This is a genomic window from Sphingobium sp. FG58 (assembly GCF_057809055.1).
The window spans coordinates 60,905-82,507 of record NZ_JBMDJF010000015.1; the positions used below are offsets into that span (position 1 = coordinate 60,905).

General features: G+C 64.8%; 16 protein-coding genes. 9 read left to right on the top strand and 7 right to left on the bottom strand.

Translation table 11 applies throughout. The features are described from left to right. Nucleotides 1-2: 2 nt before the first annotated feature. Nucleotides 3-1,280: a phosphoribosylamine--glycine ligase gene (purD, locus tag ACODR8_RS15595; RefSeq protein WP_489008113.1), complete on the bottom strand. Its 1,278-nt coding sequence runs from the start codon at nucleotides 1,278-1,280 to the stop codon at nucleotides 3-5. A 7-nt stretch (nucleotides 1,281-1,287) separates the two neighbouring features. On the opposite strand from purD, the gene xseA reads away from it, so the two are divergent. From xseA to ACODR8_RS15610, 3 genes are read left to right on the top strand one after another with little or no spacing between them, the layout of a single operon-like run. Further along, on the top strand, nucleotides 1,288-2,784 hold the full coding sequence (gene xseA / locus ACODR8_RS15600) for an exodeoxyribonuclease VII large subunit (protein WP_489008133.1): 1,497 nt from the start codon (nucleotides 1,288-1,290) through the stop codon (nucleotides 2,782-2,784). A 20-nt stretch (nucleotides 2,785-2,804) separates the two neighbouring features. Then, nucleotides 2,805-3,017 (top strand): DUF2093 domain-containing protein, encoded by a 213-nt coding sequence (locus ACODR8_RS15605; protein WP_217672504.1) that lies wholly within the window; start codon nucleotides 2,805-2,807, stop codon nucleotides 3,015-3,017. Then, nucleotides 3,014-3,856 (top strand): M23 family metallopeptidase, encoded by an 843-nt coding sequence (locus ACODR8_RS15610; RefSeq protein ID WP_489008114.1) that lies wholly within the window; start codon nucleotides 3,014-3,016, stop codon nucleotides 3,854-3,856. The genes ACODR8_RS15605 and ACODR8_RS15610 overlap by 4 nt, the downstream gene beginning before the upstream one ends. A gap of 5 nt (nucleotides 3,857-3,861) precedes the next feature. On the opposite strand, the gene ACODR8_RS15615 is transcribed toward ACODR8_RS15610, so the two are convergent. After that, complete coding sequence (locus tag ACODR8_RS15615) at nucleotides 3,862-4,404, bottom strand: hypothetical protein (protein WP_489008115.1); 543 nt, start codon at nucleotides 4,402-4,404, stop codon at nucleotides 3,862-3,864. Nucleotides 4,405-4,799: 395 nt separating this feature from the next. On the opposite strand from ACODR8_RS15615, the gene ACODR8_RS15620 reads away from it, so the two are divergent. Beyond that, nucleotides 4,800-7,832: a TonB-dependent receptor domain-containing protein gene (locus ACODR8_RS15620; protein ID WP_489008134.1), complete on the top strand. Its 3,033-nt coding sequence runs from the start codon at nucleotides 4,800-4,802 to the stop codon at nucleotides 7,830-7,832. A 211-nt stretch (nucleotides 7,833-8,043) separates the two neighbouring features. On the opposite strand, the gene ACODR8_RS15625 is transcribed toward ACODR8_RS15620, so the two are convergent. After that, nucleotides 8,044-9,078 carry a hypothetical protein gene (locus ACODR8_RS15625; RefSeq protein WP_489008116.1) on the bottom strand — a complete coding sequence of 345 codons (1,035 nt, stop codon included), beginning with the start codon at nucleotides 9,076-9,078 and terminating at the stop codon, nucleotides 8,044-8,046. A gap of 84 nt (nucleotides 9,079-9,162) precedes the next feature. On the opposite strand from ACODR8_RS15625, the gene ACODR8_RS15630 reads away from it, so the two are divergent. After that, nucleotides 9,163-10,470, top strand: coding sequence for an aspartyl/asparaginyl beta-hydroxylase domain-containing protein (locus tag ACODR8_RS15630; protein ID WP_489008117.1), 1,308 nt, complete (start codon nucleotides 9,163-9,165; stop codon nucleotides 10,468-10,470). A gap of 75 nt (nucleotides 10,471-10,545) precedes the next feature. Further along, complete coding sequence (locus ACODR8_RS15635) at nucleotides 10,546-10,797, top strand: hypothetical protein (RefSeq protein ID WP_489008118.1); 252 nt, start codon at nucleotides 10,546-10,548, stop codon at nucleotides 10,795-10,797. A gap of 37 nt (nucleotides 10,798-10,834) precedes the next feature. Here ACODR8_RS15635 and clpB read toward each other — a convergent pair whose 3' ends face one another. Both clpB and ACODR8_RS15645 read right to left on the bottom strand, forming a co-directional pair. Then, complete coding sequence (gene clpB, locus ACODR8_RS15640) at nucleotides 10,835-13,414, bottom strand: ATP-dependent chaperone ClpB (protein ID WP_489008119.1); 2,580 nt, start codon at nucleotides 13,412-13,414, stop codon at nucleotides 10,835-10,837. A gap of 103 nt (nucleotides 13,415-13,517) precedes the next feature. Next, entirely contained in the window at nucleotides 13,518-15,140 is a 1,623-nt protein-coding gene (locus ACODR8_RS15645) for a M28 family metallopeptidase (RefSeq protein ID WP_489008120.1), read from the bottom strand. A gap of 150 nt (nucleotides 15,141-15,290) precedes the next feature. Between ACODR8_RS15645 and ACODR8_RS15650 the strand changes: the two genes are divergently transcribed. The 3 genes from ACODR8_RS15650 to ACODR8_RS15660 all read left to right on the top strand — a co-directional run bounded on the left by ACODR8_RS15650 (nucleotide 15,291) and on the right by ACODR8_RS15660 (nucleotide 19,080). Further along, nucleotides 15,291-18,158 (top strand): M16 family metallopeptidase, encoded by a 2,868-nt coding sequence (locus ACODR8_RS15650; RefSeq protein ID WP_489008121.1) that lies wholly within the window; start codon nucleotides 15,291-15,293, stop codon nucleotides 18,156-18,158. A gap of 23 nt (nucleotides 18,159-18,181) precedes the next feature. Beyond that, nucleotides 18,182-18,484 (top strand): hypothetical protein, encoded by a 303-nt coding sequence (locus ACODR8_RS15655; RefSeq protein WP_489008122.1) that lies wholly within the window; start codon nucleotides 18,182-18,184, stop codon nucleotides 18,482-18,484. Between the two features lie 101 nt (nucleotides 18,485-18,585). Beyond that, nucleotides 18,586-19,080 (top strand): MarR family winged helix-turn-helix transcriptional regulator, encoded by a 495-nt coding sequence (locus ACODR8_RS15660; protein WP_489008123.1) that lies wholly within the window; start codon nucleotides 18,586-18,588, stop codon nucleotides 19,078-19,080. Here ACODR8_RS15660 and ACODR8_RS15665 read toward each other — a convergent pair. Further along, nucleotides 19,036-19,974: a glycoside hydrolase family 43 protein gene (locus ACODR8_RS15665; RefSeq protein WP_489008124.1), complete on the bottom strand. Its 939-nt coding sequence runs from the start codon at nucleotides 19,972-19,974 to the stop codon at nucleotides 19,036-19,038. The genes ACODR8_RS15660 and ACODR8_RS15665 overlap by 45 nt on opposite strands. A gap of 239 nt (nucleotides 19,975-20,213) precedes the next feature. Continuing rightward, nucleotides 20,214-21,440: a glycosyl hydrolase 53 family protein gene (locus ACODR8_RS15670; RefSeq protein ID WP_489008125.1), complete on the bottom strand. Its 1,227-nt coding sequence runs from the start codon at nucleotides 21,438-21,440 to the stop codon at nucleotides 20,214-20,216. Nucleotides 21,441-21,603: the final 163 nt, after the last annotated feature.

A 21,603-nucleotide genomic window follows, 5' to 3' on the forward strand; every position in this document is an offset into this window, starting at 1 on the left:
CTTCATGCCTGTTCGCGGGCGACTTCGCGCCAGCCAATGTCGCGGCGGCAGAAGCCGGTGGGGAAGTCGATCGCATCGACCGCGGCATAGGCCGCTGCCTGCGCCGCGCCGACCGTCTCGCCGGTCGCGGTCACATTGAGGACGCGGCCGCCATTGGCGACCAGCGTGCCGTCCTGATCCGCAGTCCCGGCGTGGAACACCAGCGCGCCACCGGCCTGCGCCGCGTCGATTCCGCTGATCGCGCCACCCTTGTCCGGGGTGCCGGGATAGCCGTTGGCCGCCATGACAATGGTGAGCGCGGTGCGATCGGCCAATGTGACCGGACCCTGGCTTGCCAGCGTCCCCTGTGCGACGCTGAACAGCAGGTCGACCAGATCGCCGTCGAAGCGCATCATCAGCACCTGGCATTCAGGGTCGCCGAAGCGGGCATTATATTCGATCAGTTTCGGCCCCTGATCGGTCAGCATCAGCCCGGCATAGAGGACGCCGGAATAGGGCATCCCTTCCGCCGCCATGGTGGCGACGGTCGGCTTGATGATCGTTTCGATCACCTGGGCTTCCAGCTCCGCAGTCAGCACGCGGGCCGGGCTGTAAGCGCCCATGCCGCCCGTGTTGGGACCGGTATCGCCATCGCCGACGCGCTTATGGTCCTGCGCCGATCCGAAGGGCAGGATGGCGGTGCCGTCGGTCAGCGCGAAGAAGCTGGCTTCTTCGCCGGTCATAAATTCTTCCAGCACGACTTCTTCGCCCGCCGCGCCGAACGCGCCGGAGAACATGGTGTCTAGCGCGCCCAGCGCTTCATCGCGGGTTTCGGCGATGATCACGCCCTTGCCCGCTGCCAGACCATCGGCCTTGATCACCACCGGCAGCGTGAAATCGTCGAGCGCGGCAATCGCGCCATCCTTGGACGTGACGCGGACATAAGCGGCGGTCGGGATGTTGGCGCGCTGGCACAGATCCTTGGTGAAGCCCTTGGACCCTTCCAGTTGGGCGGCTTTCCTGTTGGGGCCGAATACCGGCACGCCCATGGTGCGCAGATTGTCGGCAAGGCCATCGACCAGCGGCGCTTCCGGGCCGATGACGACCAGGCCGATCGAATGGCGGGTGCAGAAATCCAGCACTGCGCGATGATCGGTCGCGGCAAGGTCGACCAATGTCGCGTGCTGGGCTATGCCGGGGTTGCCCGGCGCGGCGTAGAGCGTATCGAGCCGGGGCGATTGCGCCAGCTTCCACGCCAGCGCATGTTCGCGGCCACCGCCGCCAAGCAAAAGGATATTCATGTCGCCCATGTCCCCGGAATTTGATGCCTATGACAGTTCGGGCCGCCTGTTAGCGGAGGAACGCGCAGGCGACAACGCGCCGCCGTTGTCGGTCAGCGAATTGTCGGGGATGCTCAAGCGCACGGTCGAGGATCGCTTCGGCCATGTCCGACTGCGCGGTGAGATTTCCGGCTTCAAGCGGGCAGCGTCGGGGCATCTCTATCTGGCGCTGAAGGACGATAATGCCGTGCTGGACGGGGTGATGTGGAAAGGCGGGGCGCAGCGGCTGGCCTTTGCGCCGCAGGACGGGGTGGAGGTGATCGCCACCGGCAAGCTGACCACCTATCCCGGCCGGTCCAAATATCAGATCGTGATCGAGCGGATGGAATTGGCGGGCGAAGGCGCGCTGATGGCGCTGCTGGAGAAGTTGAAAGCGAAGCTGGCGGGCGAGGGGCTGTTTGCGGCGGAGCGCAAGCGGCGGCTGCCCTTCCTGCCGCGCACCATCGGAGTCGTGACGTCACCCACGGGCGCGGTGATTCGCGACATTTTGCACCGGCTGGCGGATCGCTGCCCGACCGATGTGCTGGTCTGGCCGGTATTGGTGCAGGGGCAGGGGGCGGCCGAGCAGATTGCGCGGGCCGTGCGCGGGTTCAGCGCGATGGAAGCGGGCGGGCCGCTGCCCCGGCCCGATCTGGTGATCGTGGCGCGGGGCGGCGGGTCGATCGAGGATCTGTGGAGCTTCAACGAGGAAATCGTCGTGCGGGCGGTGGCCGACTGTTCGATCCCGATCATATCGGCGGTCGGGCATGAAACCGATACGACTCTGTGCGACTATGCCGCCGACATGCGCGCGCCAACCCCAACGGCGGCGGCGGAAATGGCGGTGCCGGTGCGGGCGGAGCTATTGGCGGGCTTGAGCGAAATGGGCCTGCGCGCCGGGCGCGCGGTGCGGCGCGGCGCGGGGCAGGCCAGGGAAAGGCTGGAGATGCAGGCGCGGCTCATGCCGACGCCCGATATGTTGCTGGCCCCGCAGCGGCAGCGGCTCGACCAACTGTCCGATGCGCTGGGTAGCGGGTTGCGTCACCGAATCGCGGATGCGCGCGCGCAATTGGGGCAAGCAGGTGGTGCATTGCGACCGGCGTTGCTCCAGCAATATCTCCAGCGGGCGACCGAGCGACTGGACCGGTTGCGTCCGCGCCCGGACTATCTGGCGCGGGTCTATCGGGATCGGGCGACGGCGCTCGACCGGGTGTCGCGCCATTTCGCCTCGCTTGACCCCGACCTGCCGCTGGCGCGCGGCTATGCGCGGGTGATGGCGGGCGGACGACTGGTCCAGTCGGTCGCGGCGGCGCAGGCGGCGGGCGCGGTGACGCTGCATTTCCGGGACGGGACGGTCGATGCTATGGTCGGGCAAGGCGGGGCATTGCTTGAGAAGCCCGGCCCAGCCGCTATATCTGCTCCACCACGCCCGGCGCGCAAAGCGCGCGGCGCGGATGACGTGCCGCAGCAGGATCTGTTTTCGTGAAGCGCCAGAAAGGCTGACAAATGTTGATGTCCAACAGCGACCGTGTCGCCCGGCTCCATTATATGGCCTATAGTTTCCGCGTGTTGCAGGCGGGCGACCATGTGCTGTGCGCGGTGACGGGCCAAAAAATTGCGCTGGAGGACCTGCGCTACTGGAGCATCGCGCGGCAGGAACCCTATGCCAATGCCGAAGCCTCCGCGCGGGCCGAGATCAAGGCGACCGGTGGGCGATGAGGCGCTGGGCCGCGGCGCTGCTATTCGCGCTGGCCGAAACATCGACGGCTGCCGCGCCCATGCAGACGCGGGCGGATTTCGCGATTGCCGGACCGGTGATGCAGGGCGGGGCGCTGCTCGGCACCGCGCCGACTGGGACCGTTGCGCTGACGCTGGATGGCAAGCTGGTCCCGGTCGATGCCGACGGCCGGTTCCTGATCGCCTTCGATCGCGATGTCGGGCCGACCGCGCAGTTGGTCGCGCGGCTTGCCGATGGCCGCGCGGTGGAACGCCCGATCGCCATTGCCCCCCGCGCCTGGCGGATCGAGCGGATCAACGCGCCGATGCGCCCGACCAAAAGCACCCAGGCGTTTCTGGCGCTGCGCAAGCCGGAACTGGAGCAGATTGCCGCAGCGCGCGCGGTGGTGACGGACGCCAAAGGCTGGCGGCAGCGCTTCATCTGGCCCCGCATCGGTCGTCTGTCCGGCCTGTTCGGATCGCAGCGTGTCTATCAGGGGACAGCCGGTGCCTATCATGGCGGCGTCGATATTGCGGGTACGACCGGCGCGCCGGTGATGGCGCCGGCTGACGGGGTGGTGGTGCTGGCGGCGGTGGACAAGCCCTTCACGCTGGAGGGGCATTTGCTGATGATCGACCATGGCCACGGTCTGGGCAGCGCCTTCCTCCATCTGTCGCGGATCGACGTGAAGCTGGGCGATCATGTGGCGCAGGGGCAACGCATTGGCGCGGTCGGCGCGACCGGGCGCGCGACAGGGCCGCATCTCCACTGGGGGATGAAGTGGAATGACGCGCGGATCGACCCGCTGTTGCTTGCGGGACCGATGCCGAACGGGTCGTAGGCGCCCTAGCTGATCCGCTTCATCCGCACCGCGCGGCCACCATCGACCTTGCCCATGAAGCTGCCCATGGCGGCGCGTTTCAACTCGATTGGCTGGCCCACTTTGGGATCACGCGCGGTCATTGCTTCGGTCGTCATCCATTGCGCGCCGTCCTCCAGCCCGATCTGCCATTTGCCGTAGCCAAGGCTGCGGACCGACGCGATCACTGCCTGGATATGGGTAACGCCTTCCTGTTCTGGTGCTTCTTCCTTGTCGTCGCCACCGCCCAGGAAGGGTAGTTTGGGGAAGGAGAAGCCGAAAAGGGTCTTGCGGGTCTTGTTCAGTTCGCCCTTGTCCAGCACGACGACTTCGTCGCGTTGCGCCGCAGCATCCATCGCGCCGACCTGCCGGTCGAAACAGGCGAGCCGTTCGGCATCTACGGGAATCGTGCGGCACTGCAGCAGGTTGGTGAAGATTTCCGGCCGGGGCTGCTGCCGCTGCGGCGCGGCGGAGGATTGGGCCGCGATGCAGAGCGGGACCAGCAAAAACAGTGCGCGCAAGCCCGTCATAAATCGTCTCTCCATCGCGTCGGACATACTATTCTCCTACCATGCACCCGCCAGAGGCAAGGTCAATATGTGGCCGCTGGCCGCATCAGAACGCCCGCGATGTCACAATAGGCCTGCCTTGCTGCATCGCACGATATGATTGCTGCATCCTGTTGTATCCCCGTGCAATAATATTGCTAATCACCTGTAAAACAGTCATGCCACGTTCATGTTGCAATAATGATACAGGGGCATCCAAAAGCGGTGAATGCCCTTTTCCCCGGCTTTACAGCGCCCTTAACCCCGCGCAGTTTCCGGCCATCCATATGGGGGGATCGCTGTCGGGCACCATGTCCCCCCATAGGTACATCATAGTGGCAGGCCATCTGCCAGCCTCCAGAGCAAGGGACTGGACCGTGAAGACATTTTCCAAGAGGGCACTTTTGCGTGCCAGCGTCGCACCGGCGATTCTGGGCGCGTCGCTGATCGCGACCGCCGCAATCGCACAGGACGCGCCGCAGGCCGCCGAAGCGGATGCGGGCGATACCATCATCGTCACCGGATCGCTGATCAAGAACCCCAATCTGGTCCGTTCGACCCCGGTTACGGCGACCACTGCCGACCAGATCGAACTGAAGCAGAACAACACCGCCGAAGAAATTCTCCGTGAAATTCCCGGTATCGTTCCCAGCATCGGTACGGCCGTCAATAACGGCAATGGCGGCGCATCCTATGTTAACCTTCGCGGCCTGGGCGAAAACCGCAACATCGTTCTGCTGAACGGCGATCGTCTTGCACCTGCGGGCCTGGCGGGCATCTTCGATCTCAACAATGTGCCACTCGCCCTGGTTGATCGCGTCGATGTGCTGACCGGTGGCGCATCCACCACTTATGGCGCCGACGCTATTTCGGGTGTCGTCAACTTTGTTACCAAGACCGATTTTGCCGGTCTGGAAGCCAATGTTTCCAACCAGCTGACCGAAGAGGGCGACGGCAATTATGTCCGTGCTGACCTTACCATCGGTGCCAATTTCGATGACGGTCGCGGCAATGTCGTGTTCAGTGTCGGCTATCAGCAGTCCGATCCGGTCTATCAGGGCGATCGCGAGTTTTCGCGCCTGAACATCGATTCTTACAGCGGGGTTGTCGGCGGCGGTTCGGGCACGTCGACCCCTTCGCGCTTCTCGAACACAAACCCTTCGGGCACCGCAACCGGCAACGGCAACCGTCAGGTTACGGCCGATGGTACGGCGTTCCGTCCCACGACGGCGTTCGACGCTTACAACTTCAACCCCTTCAACGTGTTCCAGACGCCGTTCAAGCGTTTCAACATGTATGGTGCTGGTCGGTATGAAGTCAGCGATGCGGTCGAAGTCTATTCGCGCGGCATCTTCTCGAAGAACACCGTCAGCACCATCATTGCGCCGTCTGGCGCCTTCGGCATCGCCGTTCAGGTTCCGCTGAGCAATCCCTATCTGACGACCGCCCAGCGCAACGCCTTCTGCGGTCGCAACGTCGCAACCCCGGCTGATATCGCTGCGGGCGTCTATACGCCGCTGTTCACCCAGGCACAGTGTAATGCGGCCGCGACAGCTACCGACCCCACTGATCCGAATTATCGTGAAGTGACCACGGCCTTTTCGCGTCGCGCCACTGAACTCGGCCCGCGCATCTCGGACTTCACCACCACCTTCTTCGACTATAAGGTCGGCGCGCGTGGCGGTATCACCGACTCGATCGACTGGGATGTTTCGGGTGCCTATGGCGAAAGCGAGCAGATTCAGACCCAGAAGGGCTACTGGCTCAATAGCCGCGTCCGTCAGGCACTGCTGGCGACCAACACCGAAACCTGCCTGACCGACACCAATGGCTGCGTGCCGCTCAACGCCTTTGGACCTGACGGCTCTATCACGCCGGATATGAATGCGTACCTCAACGCCAATAGCCAGGTTGCGACCAAGACGTCGCTGGCGCAGGCCCATGCAACCATCAATGGTGATTTCGGCGTAGCTTCGCCCTTCGCCAGCGATTCGGTGGCATTCGCGATCGGCGGCGAATATCGCAAATATCGTGCGAGCCAAGAATCCGATCTGCTGTCGCAGTCGGGCGATCTGGGCGGCGCTGGCGGCGCGGCTCCCAACATCAATGGCGGCTACGATGTTTACGAAGCTTTTGGCGAACTCGTCCTTCCGTTGGTCCAGGACAAGCCTTTCTTCCAGGATCTGACTTTGGAAGCCGGCATCCGCTACTCGAAGTATAGCGTGGATGCGCCCAGCAACCCCAGCTACAATACGACGACTTGGAAGGCTGGCGGCAGCTGGACACCGTTCGACGGCTTCAAGGTTCGCGGTAACTATGCCCGTGCGGTGCGCGCGCCGAACATCGACGAACTGTTCTCGCCGCAGAACACTTTGCTGACGAACCTTGGCACGGATCCCTGCTCCGGCGCGGCTCCTGTGACCAACGCGAACCTGGCGGCTGTCTGCCTTGCGCAAGGTGCCCCTGCCAACACCATTGGTGCGATTACCAATGATCCCGCCGGTCAGGTCAACTATACCGGTGGTGGCAATCTTGCCCTTGGCCCGGAAAAGTCGAACAGCTGGACTTTGGGTGCCGTATGGCAGCCGGACTTCTTCCGTGGTTTCTCGGCAACCGTCGATTATTACAACATCAAGATCACGGGTGCGATCACCGAGCCTACCCCGGGTGACGCGATCTCTGCTTGCTTCGACAACATCACGGCGGCGAGCGCTAGCGATCCGGCTTGTACTTCGATCCGTCGTAACCCGTTGACGGGTGAACTGTTCGGTGAAGCGGCGACCACCCCCGGTCTGTTGCTGGCCAAGTCGAACCTGGGCAAGCTGTCCACCGACGGTATCGACTTCTCGCTGAACTACACCAAGGATGTCGGTTTCGCCAACCTGTCGCTCAGCTTGGTCGGTAACTGGACCAACAGCTCGAAGTTCCAGGCGACTTCGGCTTCGCTGAACCGTGAATGCGTGGGCTACTACTCGGTCAACTGCGCTTCGATCCAGCCTGAATGGCAGTTCTCGCAGCGCACCACACTGGCATTCAAGTCGTTCGATCTGTCGCTGTTGTGGCGTTATATCGACAAGGTTCAGTATGAGCCGCAGCAGCTGGCCGATGATCTGGCTGCCGCTTTGGCCGATCCGACCTGCCCCAACCCGACTGGTGCAGATACGGGTGGTTGCATGATCGAACCGCAGTTCCGCGAGATCAAGGCGGAGCATTATTTCGACCTGACTGGCCGTTTCCATGTCAGCGACGAAGTAACGATCACCATGACGGTGCAGAACCTGATCAACAACAAGCCCAAGATCGTCGGCGCTGGTATCGGTGCGACCGCCTACAACAGCGGCAACGTCTATCCGTCGACCTACGACGCGCTGGGCCGCCGCTACGCGATCGCTGCCAAGCTGCGCTTCTGATCCTTCGATCAGGCAAGACAAAGAAAGGGGGCCGGTGGCGACACCGGCCCCCTTTTTCTATTGGTGGGTGTGGGGCGGGGACGTAGTTGCGCGCGATGGCGCCAGAGCAACGAGCCTTAAAAAGAGCCGTTCGGGCTGAGCCTGTCGAAGCCTTGATCTTAAGAACGGCCCTTCGACAGGCTCAGGGCGAAGAGGTGAAGGGGTGTCCCGCTTAGTCGATCAGCGGGCGGGGCAGGTCCAGCGCAATTCCGGCATTGTCGGCCAGCACCATGGCCCAATGGGCGACCTTGGCGATTTCGTCGGCATGGACTTCCAGACCGCGCTGCGCCGCCTCCGCCCGCTGGCCCGGCGTGAAGGTCGCGCCATTTTTGGCATCGCGGGCAAAGACCGGGCCGTTCGCGATCTCGGCGACCCTCGCTTCGTCCAGCGCCAGCCCGAGCAGCCGGGCGAGGGCGGCGAGACAGTCTTGCGGCCTTGCGACCAGCGTCTCGCTATCCAGCGTCGCGACCCGCGCGCCCAGTCGATCGCATAGCGTCTGGAACTGCTGCTGCTGCGCCAGCCAGCCGACGGCCGCGACCTGGATATCGGTCAGCCCCAGATAGTCGGACGGGGCAATGCCCAGCGGCTCGATCATCCCTTCGCGCGCCAGTTTCTGGAACAGGTCGCGCACCCAGAGCCGCCCCCACATCCCCTTGCGCGCGATCGAGGCGAGATAGGGTTCGAGCGGGGCATGGAGCAGCAGGGCGCGGGCATCGGGCCGCAAGCCCATGATTGCGGGGATCAGCGGATTGATGACGTTGGAGGGCTTGACCACCACTGCCTCACTTGGGCCGAAGGGGCGGGCAAGCAAGTGAAGGCTGGCGTCCAGCACGCGCGCGACCTCCGGCCCCTTCGCCCCGCGATGCCGCCAGCCGATCAGGTCGTTGAGCAGCACGGGTTCCTTCAGCCCCATCGCGACGCCCGGAATATCCATCGCGGCAGCCAGCAGCGTCGAGCAGCAATAGGCCGAATGGAACAGGAAATGGAGCGGCGCGCGCGGCGGCACATGGGCCATGGCGTCTGCCAGTCGCAACACCAGCGGCGCGTCCGTCTTTCCCAGATACTCGTCGGTCAGGAAGGGGATGTCGCCATGCAGCACACGCGGCACCAGCCGCATATGAACCGCGTCATGCCCCGGATCATAGCGATGGGCCAGCCATTGGGCGTCGCGCATGATGTCGCGGATCGCAGGATCGGGAGAGGTCATGGCGACCAGCCTTCGCATGGCTTTTCCGGTCATTCAAGCCGCCGGGCTTTCCCCTACTTGCCAGCGCCCCGGCTTGTGGTAGCGATGAGGGACAAGGAGCTGGGGGGCTTTATGGAATTGGCGGTTGGTCGGTTGGTGCAGCAGGCGGCGGAGGCGCGGCGGCAGGGTCGTGTCGCGGTGGCGGAGCAATTGCTGAACGATGCACTCGCGCGACAACCGGGGGAACCCCAGGCGCTCAACCTGCTGGGGATGATTGCGCTGGACCGGCGGGATTTCGTTGCGGCCAGCACGCATTTTCGCGGTGCGGCTGCGGCTGATCCCAAAGAAGCGGCGCTGTGGATGAATGTCGCGTCGGCGGAGCGCGGTCTGGGCGCGGGGGAGGCGGAGCGGGCGGCGTTGCAGGCGGCGATCGACATAGACCAGCGCAATTTGATGGCGCAAATCCGCATGGCGCAGCTCCAGCAACGGCTGGATGAACGGCAGGGCGCGGCGGACAGTTGGGGCAAGGCATTGGCGCTGTCGGCGGGCTTGCCCGACCTGCCGCCTGCGCTGGTTGAAACGCTGGCGCAGGCGCGGGACTTCGTTACCGCGCATCAGGCCGAGTTTGCCGCCTTTGTCGAGACGGGTGTGGCGGCGCAACTGACGGCGGCGGACGCGGTGACACAGCGGCGCTTTCAGGCCTGTCTCGACCGGGAATTTGGCCGTCGGACGATCTATCAAAATCAGTGTTCGGGGCTGCATTACCCCTTCTTGCCAGCCGACGAATATTTCGACCGGCAGCATTTTCCCTGGATGGGCGCTCTGGAGGCGCAGACCGATGCGATCCGTGCCGAATTTCTCGCCATGGTCGAACGGGGCGGTGACGCGATCCGCCCCTATGTGCGGCAGGATGCGGGGACGCCGCAGAATAAGTGGACAGCGCTGGACGGGTCGCTCGACTGGGGCGCGGCGTTTCTGTGGGAATATGGTGTGCGCAACGAGCCGGTGTGTGCCGCTTGCCCGCAAACCGTCGCGGCGCTGGAGGCGTTGCCGCGTGCCGACATTCCGGGGCGAGCGCCATCGGCCTTCTTTTCTCTGCTCAAGCCGCGCAGCCGGATTCCGGCGCATACGGGGGTCACCAACACCCGCGCGATCGTCCATCTGCCGCTGGTCGTGCCGCCGGGTTGTTTCTTTCGTGTCGGGGGTGAAACGAGGGCGTGGCAAGAAGGGGTCGCTTTTGCCTTCGACGACACGATCGAACATGAGGCGTGGAATGACAGCGATCATTTGCGCGTGGTGCTGATTTTCGACGTGTGGAACCCGCATTTGTCGCTTGCGGAGCAGCAATTATTAAAGCAATTCTACGCCACGGCCGATGCAAGCAAGACGAAGGATGTCCTGCCGCGCATCTGATCGACGGCATGGAGGCTGACCCGTTGCGAGAGACGGGGTCGGCGCTGCCGCCTGTCCAGGAGAATGAGAGTGCGAATGTTCAAGGCAGTGATTGCGTCCAGCCTGATCGTCATGGCCATGCCGGTGCTGGCGCAGGACAAGGCTCCGCTGGACAAGAATGATCCCAATGCGGTGCGGTGCAAGCGGTTCCAGGTCACCGGGTCGCTGGTGAAGAAGGAACGCATCTGCAAGACCAACGCCGAATGGCGGGCGATCTCCGAGCAGCAGAACCGGGATGCCGACGACCTCATCACCCGCAGCCGTTCGGGGATGAACCCTAGCGGTTGAGGTGCGGGAGGGGCGTGGACCCCTCCTGCCCTTTATGTCAGGCGACGCTGAGCGTCAGCGCACCATCCCCATCCTCGACCCGCACCTGCGATCCGTCCGGCACATCCCCGCGCAGGATCAGGTCGGCCAGCGGGTCTTGCAGATAGCGCTGGACCGCGCGCTTCAATGGCCGCGCGCCATAGACCGGGTCGTAACCGACCCGCCCCAGCCATGCGCGCGCGCCGTCGGTCAGGTCGAGCGCGATCTTGCGATCCTTGAGCAGTTTCTGCACGCGAGAGACCTGAATATCGACGATTGGCGCCATATGGGCGACGCCCAGGCGGTGGAACAGGATGATCTCGTCCAGCCGATTGAGGAATTCGGGGCGGAAATGGCCGCGGACGACCTCCATCACCTGATCCTCGACCTTTTCGACCGGATCATCATCGCCCAGCGCCGCGATATACTGGCTGCCCAGGTTCGATGTCAGCACGATGATCGTGTTGGTGAAATCGACCGTGCGGCCCTGCCCGTCGGTCAGCCGGCCATCGTCCAGCACCTGGAGCAGGATGTTGAACACGTCGCCATGGGCCTTTTCCACCTCGTCGAACAGCACGACCTGATAGGGACGGCGGCGGACGGCTTCGGTCAGGACGCCGCCTTCTTCATAGCCGACATAGCCCGGAGGCGCGCCGATCAGCCGGGCGACGCTGTGCTTCTCCATGAATTCGCTCATGTCGATGCGGACCATGGCATTTTCATCGTCGAACAGGAAACCTGCCAGCGCCTTGGTCAGTTCGGTCTTGCCGACGCCCGTGGGGCCGAGGAAGAGGAAGGAGCCAAGCGGGCGGTTGGGGTCCTGTAGCCCCGCGCGGGCGCGGCGGACGGCGGTGGACACGGCCTTGACCGCATGGGCCTGCCCGATGACGCGCTTGCCCAGCGTGTCTTCCATCGCCAGCAGTTTCTCACGCTCGCCGGTCAGCATCCGTTCGACCGGGATGCCGGTCCAGCGGGCGACGACCCCGGCGATGTCCTCTGCCGTCACTTCCTCCCGCAGCATCGCGCCTTCGGATGCGGTTTCCGCTTCGGCGAGGCGTTTTTCGAGGCCGGGGATCGTGCCGTAGGACAACTCGCTCATCTTGGCGAGATCGCCCGCGCGCTGCGCCTGTTCCAGTTCGAGCCGGGCGGCGTCGAGCTGTTCCTTGATCTTGGCTTCGCCGGCGATCTTGTCCTTTTCCGCCTGCCAGCGGGTGGTGAGCGAGGCGGACTGCTCCTCCAGATTGGCAAGGTCGGTTTCCAGCGTGGTCAGCCGGTCGGCGGAGGCCTTGTCGGTTTCCTTCTTCAGCGCCTCCCGCTCGATCTTGAGCTGGATGATGCGGCGATCGAGATTTTCGATTTCCTCCGGCTTGGATTCCACCTCCATCCGCAAGCGCGACGCGGCCTCGTCCATCAGGTCGATCGCCTTGTCGGGCAGGAAACGATCCGTGATATAGCGGTTGGAGAGGGTCGCGGCGGACACCAAAGCGCTGTCGGTGATCCGCACGCCATGGTGCAGCTCATATTTCTCCTTGAGGCCGCGCAGGATCGAGACGGTATCCTCGACCGTGGGTTCGCCCACGAACACCGGCTGGAACCGGCGCTGGAGCGCTGGGTCTTTTTCGACATATTTGCGATATTCGTCGAGCGTGGTCGCGCCGATGCAATGGAGTTCGCCGCGTGCCAACGCGGGCTTGAGCAGGTTGCCCGCGTCCATCGCACCTTCGGATTTGCCCGCGCCAATCAGCGTGTGCATTTCGTCTATGAACAGGACGACCTGACCTTCGGCGGCCTTCACCTCGTCCAGCACGCCTTTGAGGCGCTCCTCAAATTCGCCGCGATATTTGGCGCCCGCGATCAGGCTGCCCATGTCGAGCGCCATCAATGTGCGGTCTTTCAGCGTATCGGGCACGTCGCCATTGGCGATGCGCAGCGCGAGGCCCTCGGCGATGGCGGTCTTGCCGACGCCGGGGTCGCCGATCAGCACCGGGTTATTCTTGGTCCGGCGCGCGAGGATCTGGATGGTGCGGCGGATTTCCTCGTCCCGGCCAATGACCGGATCAAGCTTGCCTGCGCGCGCGGCTTCGGTGAGGTCGCGGGCGAATTTCTTGAGCGCATCATAGCGATCCTCCGCGCCGGCGGTGTCGGCGCTGCGGCCCTGACGCAGATGGTTGATCGCGGCGTTGAGCGCTTCGGCCTTCACCCCAGCGGCGGCCAGCGCCTTGCCAGCCGTCGTTGTGGTGGCCAGCGTCAGCGCGAGGAGCAGCCGTTCGACGGTGACGAAGCTGTCGCCCGCCTTGGCCGCGACCTGTTCGGCGGAGTCCAGCACGCGCACCGCGTCATTGTCGAGACCCGGCGTCTGCTGCGCGCCGCTGCCGGAGACGGACGGCACCTTGGCCAGCGCAGCGTCGGTGTCGCGCAGCGCAACTTCGGGCGCACCGCCTGCGGCCTTGATCAGGCCGGACGCCATGCCCTGCTCATCCTCCAGCAGCGCTTTGAGCAGATGTTCGGGGCTGATCCGCTGATGGCTCATGCGGATCGCCACGGTTTGCGCCGACTGGAGGAAGCCCTTGGCGCGGTCGGTGAATTTTTCGAGGTTCATGACTTACCTTTGTGAAGCCCTTGGCTCTGTATGGAACTGCGGCTGATGTGGTGTTGCCAAAAGGCCACACAAGAGGCACTACGCAATTTCCACCAAGAGCGGTTCATTTTGGCGTGCTGGCCTTGGGCTGATCGGGCGCGAAGGCGTCGCCGAAAAAGTCGCTCTGATACCAAAGCGGCGCTTGCGGCGCGTCGGCGATGTCGCGGGCGATGGCGTAATTGACGCGGGCGAATTTGGCCGCGGCCTGCCAGTTGAAGGGCAGGCTGATCTGGTCGGATGGCTGGTGATAGTCGGTCTTGAGGAAATGTTCGAACGCAGCTTTGCCGGGACCAGCGAAGCCGGTCATCAGGAACACGGACGGTACGCCTTCCTGCACGAAGCGATAATGGTCGGAGCGGGTGAAGAGGCCTTCAGCTGGGAGCGGATCGGGCGAGAGGGTGACGCCTGTGGATTTGGCCGCACGATCGACGATCGGGCCGAGGGTAGAATGTTCCGCGCCGAACGCTACGACATCGGCGAAATCATAGGTCAGGATCGGCATGTCGAGATTGACCACGCCGACCAGCTTGCCCCCTGTGGGCAGGACGGGATTGCGCGCCAGATATTGGGAGCCGAGCAGGCCGTCCTCCTCCGCCGTGACCGCCGCGAACAGGATGGAGCGTTTGGGGCGGGTGCCGCTGTCGGCAAAGGCTTTGGCGACCGCCAGCATCGTGGCGGTACCCGACGCATTGTCCATCGCGCCATTATAGATTTTGTCCGGTCCCTTGGCGCTTTCGCGCACGCCATTATGGTCGAGATGGGCCATCAGCAGCACATATTCCTGCGCCAGTGACGGGTCCGATCCGGGCAGGATGGCGATGACATTGCTGGAGGCGGCGGTGCGGACCGTGCTGGTGCGGTCGAGCCTGACGAGGGGTTTTAGGGCAAAGCCCTTGGGACGCCCGCCCCTCTTGGCGGCGAGTTGCATGATCGCGGCGATCTTGCGGCCTGACCCGGCGAACAGGGCTTCGGTCGCGGCCCCGTTGACCGATGCGCCGCCGCGAATGGCGGGGGTGCGGGTGAAGGGCTTGGCCTGTGCATCGAGCCAGCTGACGGTCGGTTCGCTGGCGCGGTCGCGCAGTTTCTCCCAGGGGGTGCGGGCCAGCAGGCTGGGGCTGGGAATGGTGATGAGGCCGATGGCGCCCGCCTTTTGCGCGGCCGGTGCCTTTTCCGCCGCCAGATGCGCGCCGACTTCGCTGGGCATACCGACCGGCGAACCGGAAAGGGCGACTGCGAATTTGCCGCGCAGGTCGAGGCCCGCATAATCGTTGATCTTCTCGCGGTCCGATTGCAGGCCATAGCCCACGAATACCGCGCCAGCCCCAATGCTCTGGACCGGTTCGCGGCCGAAGGCCCCGATCGCGACATCGCCGCCCGTGTCGAAGCGGGTGCCGCCGATGGTGAGCGCGGGTTTCACCTTGGCGTCAAGTTCGGCGACCGCCAGCGTGACTGGCTGATACCAGCTGTCCTTGACCGCCTGTTGCAGGCCGAGCGCGGCGAAGCGGGCGGCGACGTAGCGGGCGGCAATGTCATAGCCGCGCGTCCCGGCGTCGCGTCCTTCGAGCAGATCGTCGGCCAGGAAGCTGACATCGGCGCGGATGGCTTCTGAGGAGAAGGTCGGTTCCTGCGCCAGGGCGGGCGCGGAGAGAGCGAGCAAGGAAGCGAGCAGGGGCAGGCGGCGGAACATTGGGGGAGCCTTCGTAATCTATGATGGCCTGGAACCTATCGCGGCCAGCCGCGCTGTCCAGCGTCATGCGTATTGCGCTGCTAAAACGCAGCGCTATCCTAGCGTCCTCCGCGGGTGACCAACCCGACTGCATTTTCTTAGAGGTTGTTCATGACCCTTTCCCCCCTGTCGCGTCGCCTGTCCCTGCTGATCGGCCTGTCGACGATTGCCCTGACCCCCATGACGCAGGCAGTGGCGCAGACGGCAGCGACCAGCGTTGCGCCCGCGCCGCTCTCCAGCCTCGTGTCGGCGGTCGATATTCCCTATGAGGAATTCACGCTGAAAAACGGGCTGCGGGTGATCGTCCATACCGATCGCAAGGCCCCGGTGGTGGCGGTGTCGATCTGGTATCATGTCGGATCGCGCTTTGAACCGGCGGGCAAGACCGGCTTTGCCCATCTGTTCGAGCATCTGATGTTCTATGGTTCCGAAAATGCCGATGGGCCGTTTTTCGGGCGGCTGGAGGATATTGGCGCGACCGACTGGAACGGGACGACCTGGTTCGACCGGACCAATTATTTCGAGACGGTGCCGACCGGGGCGCTCGACCGGGCGCTGTTCCTGGAGTCGGACCGGATGGGGCATCTGCTGGGCGCGGTGACGCAGCAGAAGCTGGATACCCAGCGGGGCGTGGTCCAGAATGAAAAGCGGATGGGGGAGAATGAACCCTATGGGCTGGTCGAATATGCGCAGCTGGCTGCTTTGCTGCCCGAAGGCCATCCCTATCGCCACTCGACCATCGGGTCGATGGCGGACCTGAACAGCGCCAGCCTGGGTGATGTGCAAAACTGGTTCAAGACCCATTATGGTCCCAACAACGCCGTGCTGGTGCTGGCCGGGGATATTGACGCGGCGACCGCGAAGAAGAAGGTCGAGCGCTGGTTCGGCAATATCGCCGCTGGACCAGCGCCGCAGGATGTGGACGCGACCGTCCCGACGCTCGACAAGGATGTCGAGAAGCAGATGCATGATAATGTCGCGGCGACCCGCCTCTATCGCAACTGGGTGGTGCCGGGCGTCAATGGCGCGGATCTGCCCGCGCTGGATCTGGCGCTGTCGGTCTTTGGTGGCCTAGCCTCCTCGCGGCTCTACAATACGCTGGTGCGGGACGAGAAGGTGGCGGTGGGCGTCAAGGCCAGCGTCCAGCCGTTCGAGAAATTGAGCTTTGCCGAGATTACCGTCGATGTGAAGCCGGGGACAGATGCGGTCGCGGTGGGCAAGCGGCTCGATGCGCTGCTGGCCGACTATCTGGCCAAGGGACCGAGCGCCGACGAGGTGCAGCGCGCCGCGACCCGGCAGCTGGCGGGGACGATATCGGGACTGGAGCAGGTGGGCGGCTTTTCGGGCAAGGCGGTGACGCTGGCCGAGGGGGCGGTCTATTCCAACGACCCGGAGAAATATCGCAAGGATCTGGCTGCTTATGCCAGCGCGACCCCGGCCCAGGTGGGCGAGGCCGCGCGCAAATGGCTGGGGCGGCCAGTGTTCCGCCTGACCGTGGCGCCGGGCGAACGATCGGCGGCGGACAATGCGCTGGCGGGCAATGCGACCCACAAGCCGGCCTATTTCCGTGATCCCGCCGCGCCCGCGCCAGCAGCCGCGACGGTGCCTGCGCCCACGAAGATTGCCGAGCCGCCGATCGAGCCGGTGGCCGATCTGGATTTCCCGACCGTCGAACATGCCAAGTTGAAGAACGGCATTGCGGTACAGTTTGCGCGCCGGGCGACGGTGCCGACGGTGCGGGTGTCGGTGGCGTTCGATGCGGGCAATGCGGCGGATGACCGGGCGAAGCTCGGCACGGCGGCGCTGGCGACCGCGCTGCTGGACGAGGGGACCAAGACTCGCAGCGCGCTGGACATTGCGCAGGAACAGGAGCGGCTGGGCGCATCGGTGAGTGCGGGCAACAGCATGGACCGGACCACGGTGGGCCTGTTTGCGTTGAAGCCCAATCTGGATGCGTCGCTGGGGCTGCTGGCCGATGTGGTGCGCAATCCCGCTTTCGCGCCGAGCGAAGTGGAACGGCTGCGCGGGCAGATGCTGACCCGGATCGCGGCGGAAAAGACCGAGCCGACGGCGATCGCCCAGCGCATGTTGCCGCCGCTGCTTTATGGCAAGGCGCATCCCTATGGCATTCCCTTTACCGGGTCTGGCACGGAAAGCGGGGTCAAGGCGGTGACGCGGGCGGACCTGACCGCTTTCCATGACCGCTGGCTGCGGCCCGACAATGCGACGATCTTCGTGACGGGCGACACGAGTCTCGCCGAATTGCTGCCGTTGCTGGAAAAGCGCTTTGGCGACTGGAAGGCACCCGCGACACCCAAGGGCGCCAAGCTGTTCCGCATGGACCGGATGGCGCGTCCGCCGCGGATCATCCTGATCGACAAGCCGCAAAGCCCGCAGTCGATGATCCTGGCAGGCGTGCTGACAAGCAAGAAGGGGACCGACAATCCGGTGACGCTCCAGTCGGCCAATGAAGTGCTGGGCGGCAGCACCACGTCGCGGCTGACCATGGATCTGCGCGAGACCAAGGGGTGGGCCTATGGCGCGGGGACGTCGCTGCCGGGCGTCAAGGACACGATCCCGCTGCTGGTCTATGCCCCGGTGCAGACCGACAAGACCGGCGAATCGATCATCGCGGCGCGGCAGGACATCAAGGATTTCCTGACGACCAAGGGAACCAGCGAGGCCGAGCGCAACCAGACGATCAACGGGCAGATCCTGTCGCTGCCGGGCAGTTTCGAGACATCGTCCGACCTGCTGGGCGCGATGATGCGCAACAGCCTGATCGGGCGGGCGGATGATTTCTACGAGACGCTGCCCAACATCTATCGCGCGATGACCGCTGCCGATTTCGACAAGGCGGCGCGCGAGGCGATCAATGCCGACGGGCTGATCTGGGTCGTCGTCGGCGACGCGAAACTGGTGCGGCCGCAGCTTGACGCGGTGGGCTTGCCAGTCGAAACCGGCACCCTGGCTGACTGAAAAATTCTAAAGGAGTGAATGAGATGGCAAGTGTCGATGGCGCCTATGATTGCGTGGCCAAGACGCCGATGGGCGACCAGAAGGGCGTGTTCACCGTAATCAGCAATGGCGACCGGTTCAACGGCACCTTTGCGGGCATGATGGGGTCGCTCGACGTGGTCGATGGCAAGGTCGCGGGTAACACGCTGACCTGGAAGATGGAAATGACGATGCCGATGCCGATGACGCTGGAATGCGAAGCGGACGTCAGCGGGGACGCGATTACCGGGACGATGCAGTTGGGGGCGTTCGGCGCTTCGGCCTTTACCGGCACCCGGCGGGCCTGAGTTGGTGGGGGCCGGGTGATGCCCGGCTCCCCTAACCCGACACTGAGCTGGACAATAACAACGCCCTTGCTGATTTGCGATTAGTTAGCTAACTAATCGATATGAGAGAGCGGGACGCTGGGCGGGCTTTATTGCATGTGCTGGGACCGGTGGCGCGGGGGTGGCGGCAGGCGGCGGATGGGGCGCTGGCGGGCCTCGGCGTGTCCGGGAGCGCGGGCTGGTGTCTGGTGCATCTGGCCAGCGTGGGCGCGGTGTCGCGACAGGCGGAGCTGGCGCAATGGCTGGAGGTCAGCGCGCCGTCGCTGGTGCGGACGCTGGACCAGTTGCAGCGCGCCGGGTGGATCGAGCGGACGACCGATCCAGAGGATGGGCGGTCCAACCGGGTGACGCTGACCCCGGCGGGCAAGGCTATGGCGGCACAGATCCAGGCGCGGCTGGACGTGCTGGCCGGCGAATTGCTGGGCGGCTTGCCGGACGGGGCGGTGGAGATCGGGGTGGAGCTGCTGGGATTGCTTCGGTTGCGGATCGCCGAGCAGAAGCTGGCGCAGCTGTTAGCCGATGGCGGCGATGATCCTGCGGGGAACGCGGAGCAGTGAGCCGTGGCGCGCGCCGGGCGGCATGGTCAGGCGCGCGCTGACATCCTGCCATGTCGCCATGTCGCGGGTCGCCGCTGCGCCCCAGCGGCCCTCCTTATAGACGTCATAATAGCAGATCAGTGCGTCGCCAACCTGCGCGGTCATCGGGCCTTCGACCCAGGACGGGGAGAAGGGGGGCGAGAGCGGGCCGAAGGGACCGGCGGGGCTTTGCGCGGGCGCGCTGCGCAGCCATTTGCGCGGCGGAGTGAGGGTTTCGTCCTTGATGATGAGGTGGAGGCTGCCGTCGGGGGCGCGGGCGAAGCTGCCGTCGATCAGGCTGAAGCCGGGATCGTAAAGCGGTTGCGGCGGGGTGAAGGTCACGAAATCCGGGGTGGTGGTGGACCAGAGACGATGGTTGTAGCCCGATTCCGATGTGCCTGCGGTGTCCGGGTAGAGCCCCGTTACGGTGCTGGACCAGAAGAGCATCCAGTGACGGGCGGCGGGGTCATAGATCGCTTCGGGCGCCCAGCAATTACGGGTGCCGGTTATGGTGGCCATGACCGGCAGCGCACGCTGGGGCGACCAGTGGATGAGGTCGCTACTGGTGGCATGGCCGATCGTCACCCCTTCCCAGGCGGTGGTCCAGAGCAGGTGGAAGGTCGCGCCGTCGCGAAACAGGAAGGGGTCGCGCAGCAGCTTTTTCTCGCCCACTTGCGGGACGAGCAGGCTGCGGCCAGCAGCGAGCGGGCGGAAGGTGAAGCCGTCGTCGCTGGCGGCGAGTTTGAGGCCGTCGGCTTCGCCCTTGCCGCTAGTGAAATAGGCGAAGAGGAGCGGGTCGGCGGCGAAGGCGGGCCGGGTGGCGCAGGCGGTGAGCGCCAGCGCGCCAAGGCCAAGCAGGGTGTTGCGACGGTTCATAGCTACGTGCGGTGATTGAGGCTCCTCTCCCCTCCCCGGCGGGGAGGGGTTGATTGGAGGCACGTGACTCCAATCAAGGGAGGGGGAGTGAGGCGAAGCCGCGCGTCCACGCTGGCGGCAGTACACCCCCACCCAACCTCCCCCTTTAGGGGGAGGAGTCTTATGGGTCACATCGCAGCTTGGTATCATAGCATGGGCATGGCGCTCCGGCGCGGGCTGGGGATGGCTGACTTCCGCCATTATTGCGCATAGTCCTTCGCCATCTGGCCGTAGAGATCGAGCAGCGGGTTGGCGATATAGTCGCCGCCTTCGCCGATCGGGCCGGTTTGTTCGGGCTTTGACGGGGGCGGGGCGCTGGCGAGGCCGCCGGGGGCTTCGGCGCTGTTGATGCCCTGGCTCAGAAGGTCGGGCTTGGACCCTTCGCCTGCGTTGCGGCCCTCACGGTCGAACAGGGCTTCCTGATGGCGAGTCGGTTCCCAGATGAACGTCCCCCAGCCGCGCCGGTCGGGCAGGGCGTGGACCAGATCATTAAGGTAGCGTTTGCGGCTGGAATATTCGGCGACCAGCAGGCCTTTGCCGGGATAGCGGGCGAGGAACCGGCCGAAGGTCGTGGCCCAGTCCCCCTGTTCGCGCTGCTGGTAGCAGGAGAAGCCGATGACGTCGAAATCGACCTTTCGGGCGATCAGCGCGTCGGTCCATTCGCGCACGATTGGCCAATGGCGGCCCAGATGGTTGTGGAGCTGGATGGTAATCGCCGGTTCGGCGCGACGCGCACCCGCTATCCCTGAGCGGAGCAAAGCGGCGAAGGCGTCGAAGCCGCCCACGGCCCCGACCTTGGCATGGTTGGCGTCGGTGATGGGATTGCCGGTGGGGGTGGAGAGCTTCACCCGGCCATGGGGCCAGAGGATGCCGAAGGTGGTTTCATTGCCGATGACCGCCATGTCGACCGGCGCGCCGCCCGCGCGCATGGCGACCAGCGTGTCGTGGGTGTGGGCTTCGACGGCTTTGGCGAGTTGGAGGAGGTCGTATCCGGCCCAGGATGCGGGGACGCCCTGATGTTCCGGGTCGGCCCATGTGTCGCTATAGTGGAAGGAGAGGACGAGATAGAGGCCCGCATCGCGGATGCGGCGGCCCAATGTGATGGTCTGGGCGAGGCCTGCCCAGGCCTTGTCGGGTTCGCGTTTGGAATAGCCTTTGGCGGGATTGACGAAGATGCGCAGGCGGATGGCGTTGAACCCGGCGTCGCGGAGCAGGAGGATAGGGTCTTGCCGCACGTCGCCGACGAAATAGCGCGCGCCTGCCGCTTCATCTTCGGGAATCCAGCTGATGTCGGCACCAATGAGGAAGGGGCCGGGGCGCGCGCCGGTCTTTTTAGGCGCAGCGAAAGCGGGGCTGGAGAGCAGAGGCAGGGCGAGCGGGGACGATGCGGTGGCGGCGAGCGCGGCGCGGCGGGTGAGGACGGGCATCCTGTCTCCTTTCGGTGGGGCTGGAGGGAGGGTTGGTGCCTCCTCTTATTTGGGCGCGTGGGTTGGTGTGCGACGCCCTGGGCTCCCGCATTCGCGGGAGAACGGGGGGTTAGCGCGCGATCATTTTACTTTGGCCCGTTCGTTTCGAGCGAAGTCGAGAAAC